An 18,712-nucleotide genomic window follows, 5' to 3' on the forward strand; every position below is an offset into this window, starting at 1 on the left:
CGTCGTAAGCCCAAGTACCGACGCGAGTGGGCATTAAGAGGAAAAAAAAGCAAACCGGCTAAGCTGCAAGCGACCGCTCGCGGCTTAGCCGGTGTAAACTTCAAGTTGCGAACTAGGCGACGTGGGCCACCGCGGGAGCGACACTGCGGCCGGCAATGTAGCCGCGACAGGTTTCGGCACCGCAGGAACAGCTGAAGCCGCGGAACAGCACGTCCTCGGTTTCGTCGTAGTCCATGGTCAACAGGTCGCCCGCCTCGATGTCCTTCAGCGCTGTAAACAGGCGCGTGGTAGGATCGAGTCGCGAGTTGGGGTCGCAGCAGTGCGACACCCGACCAGCAAAATCGGGGTCGTCCAGGTGCCAGCGATCGTCCATCTGAAGGCTATGCAACGTCATTTCTTCGGTCAGCACGCCGTTCATACGGAACAGAACATCACCAGCCTTGAAAGCGCGCAGCACCAGCACGCCCAAGCCGCGATTCTCATCGACTTGGACAACCCGAAAGTCCTCGGCGTGGGGTTCGTCGGGGATCTCGGGAAGGTGGTCAGGATAGATTCGTGTCATTTTCTGTAAAGCATCTCCAGCTGGGTGGTCGTAGGGGCAAGAAACTCGTCGAGAACGCGACGAATCGTGGCTTCGTCGAACGTCTTGCAGCTGAAGACGTCCAAGTACATGTCACGGTGAGCGTCGTTGGTGTGGAACATGATCGCGCTAGTCTCGATCAGTTGCACTCCCGACAAGCCAGTTTCGATCCCGCCTCCAAAGCGGGCGACAATAGGAGGTCCGAAGCGAACCATGTCGATCTCGTCGGCCATGGTCTGCAGGAAGTTGTACATGCTCTCAACGGAGAGGATGTTGTCGTTGCAGCCCAAAGCCGTGACCAGCGCGTGTTGCCCATAGTGGGCTTCACCCTGGTGCATAATTCGGCGGTATTCAGTTAATACCTGCATCGTGCGCAAAAGCTCCGAAAACACGAGAAATTGAAACCGGCGTCCCCTAGCGCAACGTGCGCAGAACCTTCCGGCGAGAGAGATTAAACCGTTGTTTGCCTTTTGTGGCCGCTTCTTCGGCCAGGCAGGTGGGACGGAAAACTGCAAAGAACGGTCCACGACCTTACGTCGTGTAATTCGCAAAATGTTATCGCTCGCACCCCCGGTCGTCTATAGGGATCGGGCAAAGTTTTGGCATTTTTTCCGCAGGCGGGAGCCGCTGGGCGGTGGACGGGAAGCCAGCACAAAAAATAAGGCTGTCACAGGCGGGTCAGGGCCTCTCTGCGGCCACGTGGTGAACTTGCAGCCCAGAGGCGGCACATAGGCGGCACCGAAATTTGGTCCGCACTGCGACTCTCTGCCGACCAGCACCATGCCCTGTGGCATGGAAGAATAGGAAGAGTCGACGTTGGGCGGGAAGAAAAAAAGGACCAGGCGGGTGCCAGCCGCGCCTAGTTCGAGAAGTACTCCTTGGCCCCGGCCAGGACACTCGTCGCCGCGACCGACGCTAGGATCAACCCCATGACGCGACTGACGATGCTCGCCCCGCCGGTGCCGATGAGGCGTGAGATTACCCCCGCCCCAAGCATCAGCACGAGCGCTGAAGCCAGCACGAGCAACATCACCACGGCCGTCGAGATCTGGTCGGCGAGCGTGTGAGCGTCGTTCTTCGTGAGGAGCACCACCGCCATCATCGCTCCAGGCGAGGCCATCGACGGCGTCGCCAGAGGGTAGATCGCCACGTCGTGTAAACTGCGGAGCATCGTCGTCTCGCTCTCGGGCTTGCTCTCGCCGAAGATCATCGTAAGAGCAAACAGGAACAACACGATTCCACCGGCAATCTCGAACGCCGGCAGTGGCACCTCCATCGCACGGAGGAGCGGCTCGCCGGCGGCGATGAAGAACAGCAGAATCCCTGCCGCCGCCAGCGTGGCAATAACTGCGATGCGGCGTCGTTCGTGCGGCGTATGGTTCGCCGTGGCCGAGATAAACACAGGCACCGTGCCAATCGGGTCGATTACCGCCCACAAGAGCACGAATTTGGTGACAAAGTCTTCGTTGAGTTCCACGGGTTATTGCATCCCTACTACGGGTTCCATTCAGAGACCGGGCATCGGAGGCCCAATTGTAGTCGCGCGTCTACAACGAACGCGACCTCTTCCCCGTCGAGACACCTACTGGGTTACGAAGGGCCAGAAATAAGGAATCAAGACCACGGCAACTAGGCCCAGAATGAAGTTAAGCGGAGCACCAATCTTGAGATAGTCGCCGAATTGATAACCACCGGGGCCGTAGACCATCAGGTTGGTCTGGTAGCCGATGGGGGTCATGAAACTTGCCGACGCCGCGAGCGTGAGGGCGATTAGAAACGGGCGTGGATCGACGTTGAGTTGAGAGGCGACCTGCAAGCATACTGGGAACATGAGGATTGCGATGGCGTTGTTAGTAACCATTTCCGTGAGCAGCGACACCAGAATGTAGATGGCCGCCAGGGCAAACACGGGGCCCATGTTGCCCGTCACCGCGACGAGTCCTTCGGCAGCCGCGCTCGCTACGCCTGATTTTTCCATCGCAATGCCGACGCCGAACGCTGCGGCAATGGTCACCAGAACCTGCCATTCGATGCTCCGCCGCGCTTCACCAGCCGAAATGCAGCCAGCGAACACCATAGCGGAAGCGACGAGCGCCGACGCCACTACCGAATCAATCCAACCAGTCGACATCAGGACAATCAGCACGCCCAGCAGTGGGACGGCGATCCACGCTCGATGACGGCGAAACGGGCGGAACTCGTTGACATCGCTGACAATGTAGAAGGCGGGGTCGTTGCGGTACGCACGGGCGAAATGGGGCGGCGTTTGCAGCAGCAGCGTGTCGCCCGACTCTAGGCGAACGTCGCCAATTTTCCCTTCCACCCGACTACCGTCGCGATGCACCGCGATGACTACCGCTCCGTAGGTGGCACGAATATCCGCATCACGGATCGTTTGGCCGACTAGCCGCGAGTTCACCGAGATAACGATCTCGGCCATGCGGCGGCGGGCTAATTCGGCAATCGATGCGCTTTCGTCCGCTTCGGCCGCGGCGACCGGGATGAGTCCCGTTAAGTTCTGAAGCTCGACAACGCTCTCCACTTCGCCAGCGAAAACTAGTTCGTCACGGCCTTGCAGCACTTCATCGGGGCCAGCCGGAGAGACGACTTCCGATTCGCGCTGGATTTCGATCAGGTAGAGCCCGTGGAGGTGACGCAACCCAGCCGCCTCGACCGTCTTGCCGACCAGCTTGCTTTGCGGGTCGACCTGCATTTCGACGATATATTCCTTACGCGACTTCCCAAGCTTCTCGAAGAGTTCGGTGCGGTTGGGGAGAAGCTTGTCGCCGAAGAGCAGCAAAAAACCCACGCCAATAATCGCGTACGGCACGCCGACCGGCGCTAGTTCGAAGAGGGTCATGCCTTTGTCGATGCCTGGGATCCCGCTCTTGAGCATCAGCCCATGCACCACCAAGTTGGTCGACGTACCAATGAGCGTGCAGGTACCGCCGAGGATCGCGAGATACGATAAAGGGATCAGCAGCTTGGATGGCGATACACGGGTCCGACGGGACCAATCGAGCACAACCGGCATCAGCATGGCTACGATCGGCGTATTGTTGAGAAACGCAGACGCCGGAATCACCATCGCAGACAGACGGGCAATCACTTGATGCGAAGTGGTGGCCCCACCCAACAGCCGACCACCCACGTAGTTAAGCACCCCGGTCTCTCGAAGCCCTGAGGCCACGACAAAAAGGAACGCCACGGTCAGCATGCCGGCATTCGAGAAGCCCGAGAATGCTTCCGTCGGAGTAATGACTCCGAACAGCGCGAGTACCGAAACGGCAAGAATGAACAGCATGTCGGGTGGGGCGACGTTACGCAGCAGCCCGATGAAGGTCACCACGAGCACGCCAATTGTCAGCCAACCCTCGCCGGTCATGCCCATGCCCTAAAAATGCCGCGATTTGCAAAACCGCCAGCTTAGACAGGGGGGGCCCACCATTCAACCGCCAATAGCGGGCGAAGAGCACCACTTGCAGCCTGGCCGAGCGTGCAACGGCACAAAAAGGGCCAGGAATCGGCAATCGAGAGCCTTACGGCTCGTCGCCGGCCTGGATCTGGGCATAGCTTTCGTACCGCCTCGTATCGATCCGGCCGTCAGCAACGGCGTCCTTAACCGCACAGAAGTCCTCGTGGGTGTGGGTGCAGTCGGGGAACCGGCATTGGGACACGTAAGGCCTGAGCTCGCGAAAATATCCCGATACTTCCTCGGCGCTCACGTCCCAGAGCTGAAACTGCCGAATGCCGGGCGTGTCGATCACGTGCCCGCCCGAGGCCAGCGGAAACAGCTCGGCGGTGGTCGTCGTGTGGCGTCCCTTTTGCGACTCGGCGCTGACGGTGTTCACTCGCAAGCCAAGCCCAGGCTCGATGACGTTGAGCAGCGACGACTTCCCGACGCCCGACTGCCCACTAAGCACCGAATCGCGGCCGGCGAGCAGTTCGCGAAGTTGATCGATGTTCTGTCCCGTCGCCGCGGAGATCAGCAGCACCTCGTAGCCCAATTGACTGTAGACTCCCACGAGCGGCATCATGTCCGCAGGGTCCACGAGGTCGATCTTGTTGATGCAGATCACCGGACGGATCTGCGTCTTCTCCGATGTCAATAAGAAGCGATCGATCAAGTTCGGCTTGATGCGGGGCTCGGCGGCACTGGCAACGATCACCAGTTGATCGACGTTCGCCACGAGCACGTGCTGGCGGCCGCGACTGGTACGCGAAAGCAAACCCCGGCGAGGCTCGACACGCTCGATGATCCCTTCCTCATCTCCCTCGGGCCGAAACCAAACATGGTCGCCCGCCGCGACGACATGCCTCTGGTCGGTCGACATAGTCTTCAGCAGTCGCCGCGTCGCGCATCGCCACAGCGTGCCCGACTCGTCACGAACGATGCTGACGAGCCCCTGCACGCGGAGCACTCGCCCCGGTCGGCAGATGGTCATGTCGACGTCGGGCAGGATGTAAGTGCCCGCTTCGTCTTCTACTACCTCCGCACCGGCGACGGTCCGCTTGCGTGTCAGCGCTCCCTTGCCACTAATCCGTTCCCCCTGCACGTGATCTTCTGCGTTGGCATCGCCGTACTGGCGTGTTACGTCGTTCTCGCGAGTGCGCACCTCGCGATTCTTGCGGAACGACGTTCGGACCTTTTTCTTCTTACCAGTCATAAACTTCGGCTTTAAACAACAATGACCAATGCCGCGGAAGCATTGGTCATTGGGTATTTCGACATGGAGACCTTCAATTACACCGGTTTGTCCGGCGAGTTGATCTGCCCGCTGCTGTGGTTGGTAGGATCATAACGCTTCGGGGCGCCGGACGAACCACCAATACGCGCGTTCTTATCCAGCCCCGCTCGCGTCAGGAGCGACTCGCCCATGATCTCCCGCGTCATGTCGTCGCGTGGGGGCGGGCCCACGGCACCAAGGTCGGCCGGCGAATAGCGCACTTCGTAGTAGTGCTTGGCCACCGCCAGGACATCGCCCGGGTCGAGCCGCTTCTCTTGCACGCGGACATTGTTCACCTTGATACCGTTGCGGCTACCAAGGTCGCGGGCGAACCAGTAACCGCCCTCAAGGGTTAGCTGACAATGGTGTGCCGAAACGTTCGCGAACCGCAGCACGATATCGCAACTCTCACGTCGGCCAATGAGCAACTGCTGCTTCCGCAGCGGAATGGTGTCGCCACCACCCTGCGGGATCAGTTCCCCGTACTCGGCATCGAAGCCGTACATGATGGACCTCACTTCACACTTAGGGCAAAAATCGGAAAGATAAAATAGATATAAAACCGCGCGGAGCGACACGCACTGACGCTTGATTTGCCGGATCTTGCCCCTTCCGACAGCACGCCTGATGACAGGCCCCCATCTGGGATATAATGTCCCGCTTCGAACGTCTCCGCCTACCCCTCCAATTTATTCGTCGCCCCAATTGCCGTCAACCAAACCACTTACGTCGACCCCGGATTTACCCCACTGGCGACAGTCGGGATTGCGCTACTACAGCTATCGATACCGTTTGGGCGAACTTTTCGGGGGGCGTGTCCAGAAAGTTAGTCTCGACGCCGGATTCACCTGCCCCAACGTCGATGGCACCGTTGCGAAGGGGGGCTGCACGTTCTGCGACAACCGCAGCTTCAGCCCCAGCCGACGACTTCCCAGGGCGGACATCCGCGGGCAGATCGATCAAAGTCTCGAGCGAATGCGCATCCGCTACGCCGACTGCTCTCAGTTCATCGCCTATTTCCAGCCCGCCACCAACACCTACGCCCCCGTCGAGCGACTGCGGTCGCTCTATGAGCAGGCACTCGACCACCCCCAAGTCGTCGGCCTCGCCATTGGCACCCGCCCCGACTGCGTGCCGGATGACGTACTCGCGCTGCTCAACGAGTTCGGCGAGCGGACCTACCTGTCCGTCGAATACGGCATGCAGACGATCCACGACGCTTCGCTCGACTGGATGAACCGTGGCTGCCATCACGACGCCATGATCGACGCCATGCGCCGCAGCACGGACCGCAAGTTCGAGATCTCCGCCCACGCCATCCTCGGCCTCCCCGGCGAAACGCACGACGACATGCTCGCCACGGCCCGCGAACTCGCGCGGCTGAACGTCGACGGGGTGAAGATCCACAACCTCTACTGCGTCAAAAACACCAAGCTCGCCGACCAAATAGCCGCCGGCGAAGTCACGCTCATGGAGCAAGACGACTACGTCCGCACCGTAGTGGATTTCATGGAGCTGCTACCCCCGACGATGGTCATCGAACGCATCTCGGGCGACGCCCCGCCTAGCTTCTTCATCGGCCCCGAGTGGTGCCTGAACAAAGGCGCGGTGAAGCGGGAGATCGAAGCGGAGTTCGAGCGGCGGGATACTTGGCAGGGGAAGAAGTGGGAACGAGAGTAGTGGTTGAGCAACGCGCGCAACGTACACCGAGAACTGCTATAACACCCATTTCATAGCCGTCCTGGCGATGTCACTCACTTCGACCAAAGAAAGTCTGCACATGGACGACCACGGTGATCCCGAGCCGCTTGGCTGGAATGCCATCGACGAAGCGCTCCGTGGAATCTACGGCCAGGTCGAGCCTTTACATTGGGGTTCAACCCTCCCTTTTGCACTTGGCGGTAGAGATCCGATCACCGGAATCAGTGCTTTTCAAGATCCGGATGATCGCGGTGTTTGGCACTTTGTTACCTACGGCTTCTCCGAGTTATATGAGAAAGAATGGAAAGACCCTGAAGTAAGCGGGTTTGGTTTCGAACTAACATTCAGGCTGCGAACCAGCGACGTTGCTGCGGATGCGAACTGGGTCTTCAATTTCCTGCAGAATCTGGGGAGGTATGTATTCGAAACGGGAAACGCTTTCGGTGCGGGACACACGATGCCGTTAAATGGACCCATCTGTATCGGAAGCGACACGTTGATTCAATGCATTGTGTTTACGGAAGACCCCGAACTAGGGCAGATAACCACTCCCAACGGGTCACTCGAGTTTCTACAGATCGTGGGCCTCACAGTAGATGAGCTGCAAACCATCATGCGGTGGAACTCTAGCAACTTCCTGAGTTTGGCAGCCATTAAGCATCCCAAGCTGGTCACCGATCTCAGCCGCGACTCTTGGCTGAACGACGCGGACTTTGCCGCTAAGGTAGAGAACGGTGTCGCCAATGAAGGAGCGTCAGGCGAAGTACTTTATTCAGATCTCTTCAGTTTTAGTTGCGGTCGCTGGATTCGATCCTGCAAATTGCATTTGGGCGCACTGATCGTAGACGACTTGACGGGTCGACTTTGCGGCCGTATTCCCTTCGGTCGGCCATTTGTGCTTGGCGGCAAAGAGGCAGCAATTCGATTCGTTCCAAGCGATACAAACGACTGGCGCATCGACAACGAGATTCTTGAGCTTTCGCTGAACAGCAATTTCGCTTTCAAACTGAAGAATGAACTCTTGCCGAAGGCAGGTACCTACAAATTTACGGAGTTCAAGCAACTGACCATTGTCGTAGACCCGACCGATATCAAAGACCATGATGGTAATATAACGCAGACCATTGGATGACGCACTGCTACTCCCGTGCGCTTCCATTGCCGAAGGTGCGTAGTACCGTGAACTTCATCGCAAGCATCTGTGTCTTGAGATAGGCCCGCAATACCCAAAGCAGATAGACAGTGCCAGCTCACTACCCCCCCACCCCCAACGAGTTCGTCCCCGCCTTCGCGTACAACAAACACCTCGCCGAGCGTGCAATGGCACAGCTCACGGACCAGCAACTGCACCAAGCCCTTGATCCCGCGACCAATTCGGTCGCCGTGATCGCTAAGCACGTGGCTGGAAACCTAAAGTCGCGCTGGACCGACTTTCTCACCAGCGATGGCGAAAAGCCCGATCGCGATCGCGACGACGAGTTCGTCGACACGTTCACGACGCGAGACGAGTTGCTTGCCTATTGGCACCAGGGTTGGCAGCCCGTTTTCACGACGTTGCAAGCGCTCACCGTCGACGCCTGGCAGAAGTCGATCACCATCCGCGGCGAGGCCTTGTCGGTTCCGCTCGCCATCGGCAGGTCGCTCTCCCATACCGGCTACCACGTGGGGCAGATCGTCCTCATCGCCCGCATCCTGGCGGGCGACAACTGGACAACGCTCACCATTCCCCGCGGCGGTTCACAAGAGCACAATACGTCCAACTGGGGGAACACCCAGTACCGATAGACCAGTATCGTTAAATCGGAGGTTATAGATTCGATGCCCACCGACTCTCCCCTACCCTCGGCCATCGCCTCCGCCGCCACGCGGTGCCTCGATCGCGCGATGATCAAGATCCATCACTGCCTCGACCAGCTCACCGACGAGCAAATCTGGTGGCGACCCAATTCCGAGATGAACTCTATCGGAAACCTCATGCTTCACTTGGCCGGCAACCTGCGGCAGTGGGTCGTCGCCGGCCTTGGGGGTGCCGAGGATCATCGCAATCGCCCGCTGGAGTTCGCCGAGCGCAGACCGGTGGAGCGTGCCGTGCTTGTCGAAAAACTCGAAAGTTCCGTCGCCGATGCCAAGTCGGCGATTGCGAGGCTCACTGAAGCCGGCCTGCTAGAAGTCCACGTCATCCAAGGCTTCGAAGTCACGGGTGCCGCGATCCTGTTCGACTGCCTCCCCCACTTCCAAGGCCACACCCAGGAAATCATCTCCTTCACTCGCATGCAGCTCGGAGTCAATTATCGCTTCGAGTGGGCACCCAAGTCCGCCGACGAAGGCGCGGAGTAACAGCCCCCCACCCTGCTCTACTCTCATCGAACTACCACCAACCCGTCACGGAACTCATTGACCGGGAAATGGAACGCGGATGAGCAGATCTAAGAGGATGCGCGCGGATCTAAGCCGGCCGTGGAAAGCTCATATCATTAAATCCGCGAAAATCCTGCCCAATCCGCGTCATCCGCGTCCTATTTTCCTCCGGAACAAACACAGCCCACTGCCTACAGCTCACTGCCCCCTCTACGTCAGCGGCCCGATCCCCGCGATCGTCAGCCCCGCGTTCACCGCTCCCATCAATCCTTCGCCCGCAATCAACCCCGAAGCGACGGCGAAGTCGTACTTCTTCGCGCTCTGGGGGCTCACGGCTTTCCAGATCAGATACGCGGCGAGACCGATCACGATCGACAGCGAATTGAACGCCGGCACGATGAACGCGATGCCCATCGCCAGCCCGCTCGGCACGTAGTTGCGGATCGAAGGCACTCGCCGTAGCACCGCGAACAGCACGCCAAGCACCGCCCCCGCGAGCACCATCTTCTCGCTATGCGGCGGCAGCGCCCCAAAACCATCGGCGAGCAGCTCCGCCATCGCCTTCCACGCATGAGCGGCCGGCGCAGGGAGCTCTTCACCGCCGATTTCGTAGGCGCTATTGAATAAGTAGTACGCCGGCACCACGAACACCACGCCCGCAAGAATCCCAGCAAGCTGCGCGAAGAACTGATTCCGCGGCGACGCGCCGAGCAGGTGCCCCGTCTTCAGGTCCTGCATCATGTCCGCCGCCTGCGACGCCCCCGCCCCCGTGATCGCCGCGCACATCAAGTTGGTCGACATGGCCCCCGGCGCGAGACCACCGAACACCAACTGCGTCACTTTCCCCATCCCGCCGACGGGGTTAATGTCGGTCTCGCCCGCCGATCGCACCGCGACGACCGACAGCACGCTGGATAACGCCACCGCCACCAGCGTCAGGTACCAGGGAATCTCGAAAATCCAGTAGGCGATCACCATCGTCAACAGCGTCCCCAGCGCGAGCCCTCCCATCCACCACGAGTTCGGGATCTGCGTCGGATCGGTTCGATCGTCCTCAAAGTCCCCTTCAATCGCCGCCACCGCGCCGCGAATCGCATCGACAAACGTCCGCCAAGACAGCGCGACGCTCGCCAAAGCCTCGCTCACCATCAGCGCCACACCCGGCCACAGCAGCCAACCCCGCGGGCCGTCGGCGTAACTCATCACCGCCCCCGGTGCCCAGCCCGCTTGCTGCGCCCATGGCCCCAGCACTCCCCAAGCCAACAAACAACCGGCCAGTAGCGACAACACCACTCGCGGCCCCACAAGAAATCCCGCCCCCACGAGCGACGGACCGAGCGAGATCGTGAACCCCCAACCTGCAATCACCGTCAGGAAACCAAGCGGAATCCATTCGTGCAGCGGCGGCGATTCGAGCTGCGGGACGAAGTGATAACCCAGCGTGAACAGACCCGCCAGCAAACCCGACCACAGCAGCACCCGGGCCTTCCCCATCGCCTCGTCCGCATCGCTATACATCGCCAGGATCGTCTCGGCCGTCGCCGTGCCGGAAGGAAACTGCAGCTTGTCGACCAAGATCATTTGCCGCCGCAGGGGAACCGCGAAGAACACGCCGAGGAACGCGATCGACAGCGACCAACACACCAGCGGAATCGGTTCGATCTTATACCCAAGCATCTCGAGCGCCGGAATCGCCGCGACGAGCCCCGCCGCGCTCGACATGTACCCCGCCGCCGAACCCGCGGTCTGCGCGATGTTCGTCTCGAGGATCGAGAGCCGGCGATTGATCAGCGCGAAGAACGAAAATCCTAGCACCGCCGCGATGATCGACGCCCCGAACGTCCACCCAATCTTGAGCCCGATGTACATGTTGGTGCAGGAGATCACACTCCCCACCAAGCACCCCACCAGCACCGCCCGCCACGTGAGCTGCGGCTCGCTGCCAGGCCCTCCGCCACGGGCCGCCGCCGAGTTCGAATCCACCACTTCGTCCGCTTGCGGCGACTGGTACGGCGATGCACTATCCATGCGATTTTTTCAGCGAGAAGCGGGTGGGCGGGGGATCAAACCGGCCCATTTTAACGACTCCCCTCCCCCCTGCCATCCGCGAACCTCGGGCCGCCAAAAGGCCTCTCTTGCAGCATCGCGGCGATTCGGGCATGATAGTCGTTTCGCCACCGGCCCCCGGGCCCAAGCGGGATGCACCCCTAGCTCAACTGGATAGAGCATCGGACTACGAATCCGAAGGTTGCAGGTTCGAATCCTGCGGGGTGTACTCTCTTAAGTGCTTTCTGCGATTGGTGTTCGGCTTCTAAAGTGGTCGGCCGATTCAGTAGCCCACGGGTCGTTCTCACCCGTATTCTCGCCCGCCACTCGCGGCTAGGCATGGGGGCGAGCGGTGCCGATCTAAATGGCCGTCGGCGCATCGCGCCGAACGTGAACGGCGCACAAGCCAAGCCCAATACGGAACGAGAGACCCTGCGTAGTTTGGCAGAGAACAACGGACCACGGCCTTGCACTGAGCAAATATCGTGTCGACCGATAAGATTCGTTACAATCCAGGCAACGTTCGCCAAAGCACATTCGCCGCTAAAAAACGATTGGGAGCACGATTCCATCTCCCCCCATCCCACTAACCTTTGAAGGCGAACCTAACCTCGAGGTAGGCAATGCGCGTAGTTGCTGCTTGTGTTGCGTCGCTGTTACTCATCTTCGTTGCGGCACCCGTCCCTGCTGCTCTCACGATTGAGTTCCCGGCGGAGTCCATTGGCAAGGTTTCGATCCAACCTCAGGCATCGACAGATTTCGGATACAAGGCGTTTGGTAGCGAGCAAGGTGGCTGGCAGGAACTTGGACCCGCTGCGGGGAGTGTTACTATTCCCGACGGGCATTCAGTTCGACTTGAACTCAATCAGGCGGCTGGTAACCAATTGCAGTGGATAGGCGATGTTCCTTCCGATTTGATCGATGCAATCGTAGCTTATGGAGTGCCCATCGGCGACGAAGGTTTCGCACAACTTTCGCAGCTTAAGGGCCTCCGTTATCTGTCGGTTAGTAACGCCAAGCTGACTTCTGGGATTGCTGCTAACTTGCCTCGTCTGAATCGATTGCAGTATTTGGGGCTCGGCTCGAACGACGAACTTGGGGACGAAGTAATGAAGGCAGTCGCCGAGTTGCCTGAATTGCAAACAATCGGCATCAACCATACGGCAGTAACGGACGCCGGGTTGGAGCTACTCGCGCGCAGCACGTCCCTTCAAGCGGTTTATGCAGGACGCACGCAGATCAGCGACTCTGGGCTCGCCGCTATCACGCAGCTTCCTCAGCTTCGAGCACTTGACTTCTACGCGTATGCGCCGGAGCTTCGCGGCGACGACCCCAACCCATCCATCACGGACCGCGGCCTTGCTCATCTCCAGCGATGCCCGCACTTGGAACACCTAAATGTCAGCGGATCGAGTATCACGGATGATGGACTCGGCCGAGTTGCTGCCGATTGTCCCCAGCTGCGACGATTGTCGCTGGATGATACAGGTCTTACATCGAAAGGGCTGCACCATCTTAGGGCCTTTACGGAATTGGAATACCTTCGTTGTTACGGAACGATCATCGACGATGAGGTCGCCGAACACCTTCAGTCACTGAGCAAGTTGCGCGAGATCACCGGCGACCTGGAACTCAGTAACGCAGGAGTTAACGCCTTGACCAAACTAGCGAGTCTGCAAAAGCTGTCCATTTCGGGCAACTGCGATGACAGCTGCATGGCGTCGATAGCCGCGATGCCTTCACTCGAAGAGCTGTCGATTCAGCATACGAGGGTTACCGACGAGGGATTTGCCCAGATGGCCAAATCGGCCACTCTTCAGCAAATTCAGATTACCGGGAATCGCATGACGACCCGCTGCATCGAAACGCTAGCCACTATGCCGGGACTACAGCGAGTGGGACTGATGAACGTCGACCCCCGAGTCGACGGCGAGCCGATCTGGAAGCAGCTCGAATCACTTTCATTCGTGAAAACGGAATTGTGGCTATGTGAATGTCCTCCGCTTGGCCAGGAGGACATGGCGAAACTTGCTAACTTTCGCGACCTCGCATCACTTCGAATCGACGGCGGACAAGCGCTTACCGACGCTGACCTTCGGCACATACAACACCTCGACAAATTAAAGTACCTTGAGATTACGAGTTCTGTGGTAACCGACGAAGGGCTAAAGTCGATCGGCTCCCTGTCAGGACTTGAACGGCTCCAGATAAACTGCCTGGCGACGGAAAAGGGGCTTGAAGCTCTTGCACAAGCACCGCGATTGAGGTCGCTATCGATTGGTTCGCCCAACCTTACCGATGCGATCGTCGGTCGAGTACAAGCGGCGTTTCCTCGTCTTGACTCTATCCGGCGAATGGAGTTTCGCCTCGGAGGCTCAGAGGTCTCGCGATCGAAATCGCCTGCCGACAGCTTTTGGCGAGAAGGCACGGAAGAAGAACGCGAGCAACTCAACGATCTGGAAGGCAAACCAGCCCCGGCGCTAGTCGTGACGAATTGGATGAATTGCGACCAAGGCACCAGCCTCGATCAAATGAAGGGGCGTGTCGTGCTCGTTGAGTTTTGGGGCACGTGGTGCGGCCCCTGTCGGGCCAGAATGCCAGAGGTCCGTAAGTTGCACGAGGAATTTGCCGAGAAAGGTCTGATCGTTGTAGGACTTCATTCTACCCAGGCAGCGGAGGATGCGGCCGAATACGTCGACGCCAACAACATTCCATGGGCAATCGGACTGGATGATTCGAAGCAAACGTCCGAAGCTTACGCAGTTCCCCATTGGCCATCGTTCTACCTGATCGATCGAGAGGGGGTACTACGTATGGCAAATCCTCACCGCGGCGAACTGCAGGAGGCAGTTTCGTCGTTACTTGCGGAAGCTCAAGCTCCAGTTGATTAACGAACGGCAGTTGCTCCTCGAGTGCCTAGCTGTGTGACCCAATGTATCATGAGCGTGTTTAAGCGAGGCGCGCGAGAGTTTTCCACTAATTCCACCTCCCAACCATCCATGCCCCCTCTCCTCCAACCCCTCCCCGACTCTCCCCTCGACATCGTCGGCGACATCCACGGCGAGATGGACGCACTCAAGGTGTTGCTGAACCGTCTAGGGTATTCCGATGATGCTCGGCATCCCGACGGGCGGAAGCTTGTGTTCGTGGGCGATCTCACCGACCGCGGGCCTGATAGCGTGGGGGCGGTGGAGATTGTGCGCAAGGCGGTGGAGGCCGAGCTCGCTTGTTGCGTGCTGGGCAACCATGATCTCAACCTTTTGCTAGGGCATCGCAAGTTCGACAACAGTTGGTTCTTTGGCGAGGAGTTTCGCGACAGTGCGGGCAACTTGGTCGAGCAGCGGCTGGCTACCGACGCCGATCGCGCGGGGATTCTCGAGTTCTTCGCCACGCTGCCGCTCGCGCTCCATCGGCCGGGCCTGCGGGTGGTGCATGCTTATTGGGACCAGGCGTTCATCGCGCACCTCGCGACGAAGTCGGACGTGGTGAGCCTTTACCAGCAGTACGCGGACAGCCTCGAAGCCTACGCCCTCTGCCGCAGCACGCCGGCGATCGACAAAGAACTGTCGCACCAGAACGAGAACCCCATCAAGCTGATCACGTCGGGCCCCGAGCGCGCGGCCGCCGCCCCCTACCAGTCGTCCGGCAAGATCCGCGACACCGAGCGCGTGCCGTGGTGGGACGACTACGCCGACCCCGAGCTTTGCGTTTTCGGGCACTACTCGATGGACGCCTCGGTCAGCCGCCAAGGCACGAATGCTATCTGCATCGACTTCGGCGCGTACCGCCGGCGAACCTCAGGCCCCCAGTACAAACTAGCCGCGCTCAGGCTGCCAGAAATGCAGATCGCGTGCGACGATGGGACCCTATTCAACCTAATTTAACAGGTCTTACCGGGCACGAACTTTTTCCCACATTTTTAGCGCCAGGTACTTGAATGCGCGCACACTATGTGATCTAATGCACCCATACCGTTCTAGCAGCGGTTTTCGCTCTTTGACAACTGACTTTAATAACAACGACATACGAAGCGGCCTGGCAACGCTTGTCGGCTTACCGTCTGTGCGGCTGTGTTTCTCTCCGTACCTTCGTCTTTGCGTGAAAAGATGCAAAGCCACGCCTCGGGAATACGGGAATAAGCGAAGTGGTGACGAACGATAAAGGTAACACGTGAAGCGCCGGATCGGCGCGGAGCCAATCCTGTTCGGCCCGATGATTGCTGTTTAGCTTTCGGTTGCTTACGGAGTGTGTTGTTGGGAGGTCGAGTGCCTTGGAGTTTAGAGGGAGGGATGGTGTTGTAGCCATCCGCGCAGCAGTCATCCTTCTCGCTGTCGAGAAGACGCGAGTCCCCTAGGCACCCTGCGGCTGGAGTTTCTTAATGTGCGCTAAGAGCTCCTCTTGGTCGGCCATTCCACACAGGTAGTAGCAGATCATTTCGTACGTCCGCAGCGTGGGCTTACGCCCCGTCCACAGGCTGATCAGCAGGCACGCGATGATCGCGCAGTACGTTTGAATCTGGATGCCACGCTCGTCGTGACTGAGCAAGTGCCGGCAACCGAGGATATGCTTGAAGAAGCGGAAGAAGATCTCAATTGCCCAGCGATACTGGTACAGCAAGGCGATGATCGATGCCGGTGGATCGAGCAGGTTGGTTACCAGACGCAGGTAGCCATCGTTGCCGGGAGCCGAATGCGCTTTCCCTCCGCGTTTGGGATGCGGTGTGACGCGAATCGTCACTACCCGTACCGAATGATCGATTCTGCCGGTCTCCTTGGCCTTCAGGCCACCGAGTTGGACGACTTCGTCGCTCACGATCCCCGCGGCTTGGTCTTCTTCGCTTAATGGTCGCGACTCGATGGTCTCGATCCGGCTATTGTCGCGAATCCGGCAGACATAGCTGCTATTCATCTGGTGAATCTGATTGAACAGCGAGAACTTGGCGTAACCGCGGTCCATCACGTAGCAGCAATCGCTGCGTAGATGACGGGCCAGGACCACCCGTTCGTCGTTGTCTCCCCCGTTAGTGCCGTCGGTCACTTCGATGTGTGGCAGGTGTCGATCCACTTCGAACTGGGTGTGCAATCGCCATTTCACGAGGCCCGATCCGGTCTGCTGCTTTAGAACGGCCGCCTCCATCATGCGTGGAAGGGCCGTTAACAAGGTTCCATCGACCAGCATCAGCGTATGGCGGATATCTTTAACTCGTGCATCACGATCCAGCGGCTGGAGTTGATCGGCCAAATCCGCAATCACGCCCTGCAGGGCTTCGGGATCGAACACCCGCGTGGCTTCGGACAGCGAGCCGAGCGAAGCTCGGGGACAGCCTAGCTTCTTCTGTACCTTCTTCAGTTCGCTGGCCTGCTGGATCGCCCGCAGAGAGGAGACGACCGGATTGTAAAAATACAACAGCACCAGCATGCAGTACTGGTCGTAGTGCAACTGCCGATTCCCGGCCCGATCCCGCTCGCACCCCACCTCGTGCAACCGCCCCAACAGCGGAGCAAGCACATCAAAGTACTTTAGCCCCGTTACCTCCCGGGCCTCGACCAACTTGCGCTTAGGACTCGCCATGCAACTAGTAGAATCCACCTGATTCCATCGCGCAAGCCCAAAAATAAGAGCCCCGCTAAGTCTAAACTTAGTGAGGCGCAAATCGCGGGCCGAACAGGATTGGCGCGGAGCTTGATCCGGCCTACTTCGTAAAGGCAACGTCCACTCCCAAACTCGGCCCCCACCCCACCCCTCCCCCGATGGCGTGGGTGCGAACCGTGGGTCTTCGAATCGCAACGCCATGTGCGCAACGACTTGGGGGAGGGAGTAAGAAATGAGTAATGTCGCAGGTGCGGTTTGCCCCTGCGACTTTATTCGGGCGACTCCTAGCGCCGTGGGCTTCGTAACGTGTTGAAGGGGCGTCTCTTACAACGACACTCCCTGAAGGCGAAAAAAGAGTTTTGTCGCACCCAGTGCAATAAAGGCGAAATGGGACTTTATTCCGAGTTGGCTCGAACTCCTTCCTACCACCAACGAGAGACTTCTACCTAAGGTAAAGACGCTAGCCTTGATTGCGTCGCGTTTGCGCAGGTTGCAGTCGAGAACCTGCTAGCGACCATCCAACCCACAATTCGGAGCGGTGCGAGCGAGGGGGAACTTTTTCCGTCGGGGAGCGTCTCACTCTGGGGGCGAAATTGTTGTGGGGACGTTGGGAGTTGTCTAGAATCAGGGTTCTGCTGGTAGGCGAGGGCGGAGAATCGGCGGAATGGCTTAGGTTTGCGAACAAGAAGGGCAACGAATGGCAACCGATACGTGTGAGATGGCGACGGGTTCGCTCGACGAGACCATTGATTTCGTCAGTCGAATCCGCGAGCGGGTGGGGCAAGTGGTCGTAGGGCAAGACGTGGTCGTCGAGCGACTTCTCATTGCCCTGTTTACCAGCGGCCACATCCTCCTGCAGGGCGTGCCGGGCATCGCGAAGACGCTGCTGGCGTCGACGCTGTCGAAGGCGATCCACCTCGACTTCAGCCGTATCCAGTTCACCATCGACCTGCTGCCGTCCGACATCCTAGGCTCCGAGATACTCGACCAGCAGTCGGGCACGTTTCGAACCCACCGCGGACCGATCTTTACGAACCTTTTGCTCGCCGACGAAATCAACCGTGCGGCTCCCAAGGTTCAGAGCGCGATGCTCGAAGCAATGCAGGAGCGGAAAGTGACGCTGGGCAACAAAGCTCATCCGCTCCCCACGCCGTTCCTGGTCATCGCCACGCAAAACCCCGTCGAGCAGTCGGGCACCTTCGAACTACCCGAGGCGCAGCTCGACCGTTTCATGCTGCTGCATCGACTCGGTTACCCTGAGCCCGAGCACGAACGCGAGATCCTGCGTCGCAACATGCAACTCGGCGTCCGCCGCGAAGGAAGTGGGGCGGTGGCTCGTAGCGAGTTCGACAGCATCGACAGCGAGCCCGTCGGTTCGCCCGAGATGCTGGTGCAAGCCATGGAAGCCGTGCATCAGGTCCATGTCAGCGATACGTTCCTCGAACACGTGATCGAAATCGTCGACCGCACCCGTCGGCATCCCGACTTGGAACTCGGTGCCAGTCCGCGAGCTGGAATCGCCATGACTCGCGCAGCCCGGGCGCGGGCGCTAATTCATGGTCGCACGTACGTCTCGCCCGAGGACCTCTACGAACTGGCGGAGGACGTCATGTTGCACCGCATTCGTCCGAACTACGCGGCACTCGCCGAGGGCCGCTCGGCGTCGACGGCGCTCGAGGAGATTTTGCAAGAAGTCTCCGCTTAGTTG

Annotated in this window: 15 protein-coding genes and 1 tRNA gene; 8 read left to right on the forward strand and 8 right to left on the reverse strand. The window is 59.2% G+C overall.

Annotated elements, in window-relative coordinates; translation table 11 throughout:
• Positions 1-112: 112 nt before the first annotated feature.
• From SH292x_RS14390 to SH292x_RS14415, 6 genes are all read right to left on the reverse strand, one after another.
• Positions 113-562 (reverse strand): SET domain-containing protein-lysine N-methyltransferase, encoded by a 450-nt coding sequence (locus tag SH292x_RS14390; RefSeq protein ID WP_442481709.1) that lies wholly within the window; start codon positions 560-562, stop codon positions 113-115.
• On the reverse strand, positions 559-948 hold the full coding sequence (locus SH292x_RS14395) for an S-adenosylmethionine decarboxylase (protein ID WP_442481710.1): 390 nt from the start codon (positions 946-948) through the stop codon (positions 559-561). The genes SH292x_RS14390 and SH292x_RS14395 overlap by 4 nt, the downstream gene beginning before the upstream one ends.
• Positions 949-1,439: 491 nt before the next feature.
• Positions 1,440-2,057, reverse strand: a complete 618-nt coding sequence (locus tag SH292x_RS14400) for a MarC family protein (RefSeq protein WP_442481711.1) — start codon at positions 2,055-2,057, stop codon at positions 1,440-1,442.
• 105 nt (positions 2,058-2,162) lie between these two features.
• Positions 2,163-3,971: an SLC13 family permease gene (locus SH292x_RS14405; RefSeq protein ID WP_442481712.1), complete on the reverse strand. Its 1,809-nt coding sequence runs from the start codon at positions 3,969-3,971 to the stop codon at positions 2,163-2,165.
• Between the two features lie 148 nt (positions 3,972-4,119).
• Positions 4,120-5,247, reverse strand: a complete 1,128-nt coding sequence (gene rsgA / locus SH292x_RS14410) for a ribosome small subunit-dependent GTPase A (protein WP_442481713.1) — start codon at positions 5,245-5,247, stop codon at positions 4,120-4,122.
• A 77-nt stretch (positions 5,248-5,324) separates the two neighbouring features.
• Entirely contained in the window at positions 5,325-5,813 is a 489-nt protein-coding gene (locus SH292x_RS14415) for an FHA domain-containing protein (RefSeq protein WP_442481714.1), read from the reverse strand.
• A gap of 259 nt (positions 5,814-6,072) precedes the next feature.
• Here SH292x_RS14415 and SH292x_RS14420 point away from each other — a divergent pair, with 259 nt between their 5' ends.
• The 4 genes from SH292x_RS14420 to SH292x_RS14435 all read left to right on the forward strand — a co-directional run bounded on the left by SH292x_RS14420 (position 6,073) and on the right by SH292x_RS14435 (position 9,345).
• Positions 6,073-6,987: a TIGR01212 family radical SAM protein gene (locus SH292x_RS14420; protein WP_442481715.1), complete on the forward strand. Its 915-nt coding sequence runs from the start codon at positions 6,073-6,075 to the stop codon at positions 6,985-6,987.
• A 100-nt stretch (positions 6,988-7,087) separates the two neighbouring features.
• On the forward strand, positions 7,088-8,140 hold the full coding sequence (locus SH292x_RS14425) for a suppressor of fused domain protein (RefSeq protein ID WP_442481716.1): 1,053 nt from the start codon (positions 7,088-7,090) through the stop codon (positions 8,138-8,140).
• 110 nt (positions 8,141-8,250) lie between these two features.
• The gene (locus SH292x_RS14430) at positions 8,251-8,793 is read left to right on the forward strand and encodes a DUF1572 family protein (RefSeq protein ID WP_442481717.1); all 543 of its coding nucleotides are present in this window, start codon (positions 8,251-8,253) and stop codon (positions 8,791-8,793) included.
• Between the two features lie 33 nt (positions 8,794-8,826).
• On the forward strand, positions 8,827-9,345 hold the full coding sequence (locus SH292x_RS14435; protein WP_442481718.1) for a DinB family protein: 519 nt from the start codon (positions 8,827-8,829) through the stop codon (positions 9,343-9,345).
• A gap of 231 nt (positions 9,346-9,576) precedes the next feature.
• Here the strand turns inward: SH292x_RS14435 and SH292x_RS14440 are convergent, their stop codons facing one another.
• Positions 9,577-11,394, reverse strand: a complete 1,818-nt coding sequence (locus SH292x_RS14440; RefSeq protein WP_442481719.1) for an OPT family oligopeptide transporter — start codon at positions 11,392-11,394, stop codon at positions 9,577-9,579.
• Positions 11,395-11,567: 173 nt separating this feature from the next.
• Here SH292x_RS14440 and SH292x_RS14445 point away from each other — a divergent pair.
• From SH292x_RS14445 to SH292x_RS14455, 3 genes are all read left to right on the forward strand, one after another.
• A tRNA-Arg gene (locus SH292x_RS14445) sits at positions 11,568-11,641 on the forward strand.
• Positions 11,642-12,035: 394 nt separating this feature from the next.
• Positions 12,036-14,303, forward strand: a complete 2,268-nt coding sequence (locus SH292x_RS14450) for a redoxin domain-containing protein (RefSeq protein WP_442481720.1) — start codon at positions 12,036-12,038, stop codon at positions 14,301-14,303.
• Positions 14,304-14,411: 108 nt separating this feature from the next.
• The gene (locus SH292x_RS14455) at positions 14,412-15,296 is read left to right on the forward strand and encodes a metallophosphoesterase (RefSeq protein WP_442481721.1); all 885 of its coding nucleotides are present in this window, start codon (positions 14,412-14,414) and stop codon (positions 15,294-15,296) included.
• Positions 15,297-15,762: 466 nt separating this feature from the next.
• On the opposite strand, the gene SH292x_RS14460 is transcribed toward SH292x_RS14455, so the two are convergent.
• Positions 15,763-16,983, reverse strand: coding sequence for an IS4 family transposase (locus SH292x_RS14460; RefSeq protein ID WP_442481475.1), 1,221 nt, complete (start codon positions 16,981-16,983; stop codon positions 15,763-15,765).
• Positions 16,984-17,701: 718 nt separating this feature from the next.
• Between SH292x_RS14460 and SH292x_RS14465 the strand changes: the two genes are divergently transcribed.
• On the forward strand, positions 17,702-18,709 hold the full coding sequence (locus SH292x_RS14465) for an AAA family ATPase (protein WP_442481722.1): 1,008 nt from the start codon (positions 17,702-17,704) through the stop codon (positions 18,707-18,709).
• The last annotated feature ends 3 nt before the right edge of the window (positions 18,710-18,712 follow it).

This window comes from Aeoliella fuhlenseeensis, assembly GCF_052161615.1.
Classification (GTDB): domain Bacteria; phylum Planctomycetota; class Planctomycetia; order Pirellulales; family Lacipirellulaceae; genus Aeoliella.

What these genes read in the sequence shown, in the direction of transcription:
- SH292x_RS14460 (WP_442481475.1), bottom strand. Translation starts at nt 16,983, where the DNA reads ATGGCGAGTCCTAAGCGCAAGTTGGTCGAGGCCCGGGAGGTAACGGGG.
- SH292x_RS14390 (WP_442481709.1), bottom strand. Translation starts at nt 562, where the DNA reads ATGACACGAATCTATCCTGACCACCTTCCCGAGATCCCCGACGAACCC.
- SH292x_RS14450 (WP_442481720.1), top strand. Translation starts at nt 12,036, where the DNA reads ATGCGCGTAGTTGCTGCTTGTGTTGCGTCGCTGTTACTCATCTTCGTT.
- SH292x_RS14455 (WP_442481721.1), top strand. Translation starts at nt 14,412, where the DNA reads ATGCCCCCTCTCCTCCAACCCCTCCCCGACTCTCCCCTCGACATCGTC.
- SH292x_RS14405 (WP_442481712.1), bottom strand. Translation starts at nt 3,971, where the DNA reads ATGGGCATGACCGGCGAGGGTTGGCTGACAATTGGCGTGCTCGTGGTG.
- SH292x_RS14415 (WP_442481714.1), bottom strand. Translation starts at nt 5,813, where the DNA reads ATGTACGGCTTCGATGCCGAGTACGGGGAACTGATCCCGCAGGGTGGT.
- SH292x_RS14395 (WP_442481710.1), bottom strand. Translation starts at nt 948, where the DNA reads ATGCAGGTATTAACTGAATACCGCCGAATTATGCACCAGGGTGAAGCC.
- SH292x_RS14435 (WP_442481718.1), top strand. Translation starts at nt 8,827, where the DNA reads ATGCCCACCGACTCTCCCCTACCCTCGGCCATCGCCTCCGCCGCCACG.
- SH292x_RS14465 (WP_442481722.1), top strand. Translation starts at nt 17,702, where the DNA reads ATGGCAACCGATACGTGTGAGATGGCGACGGGTTCGCTCGACGAGACC.
- SH292x_RS14425 (WP_442481716.1), top strand. Translation starts at nt 7,088, where the DNA reads ATGGACGACCACGGTGATCCCGAGCCGCTTGGCTGGAATGCCATCGAC.
- SH292x_RS14440 (WP_442481719.1), bottom strand. Translation starts at nt 11,394, where the DNA reads ATGGATAGTGCATCGCCGTACCAGTCGCCGCAAGCGGACGAAGTGGTG.
- rsgA (WP_442481713.1), bottom strand. Translation starts at nt 5,247, where the DNA reads ATGACTGGTAAGAAGAAAAAGGTCCGAACGTCGTTCCGCAAGAATCGC.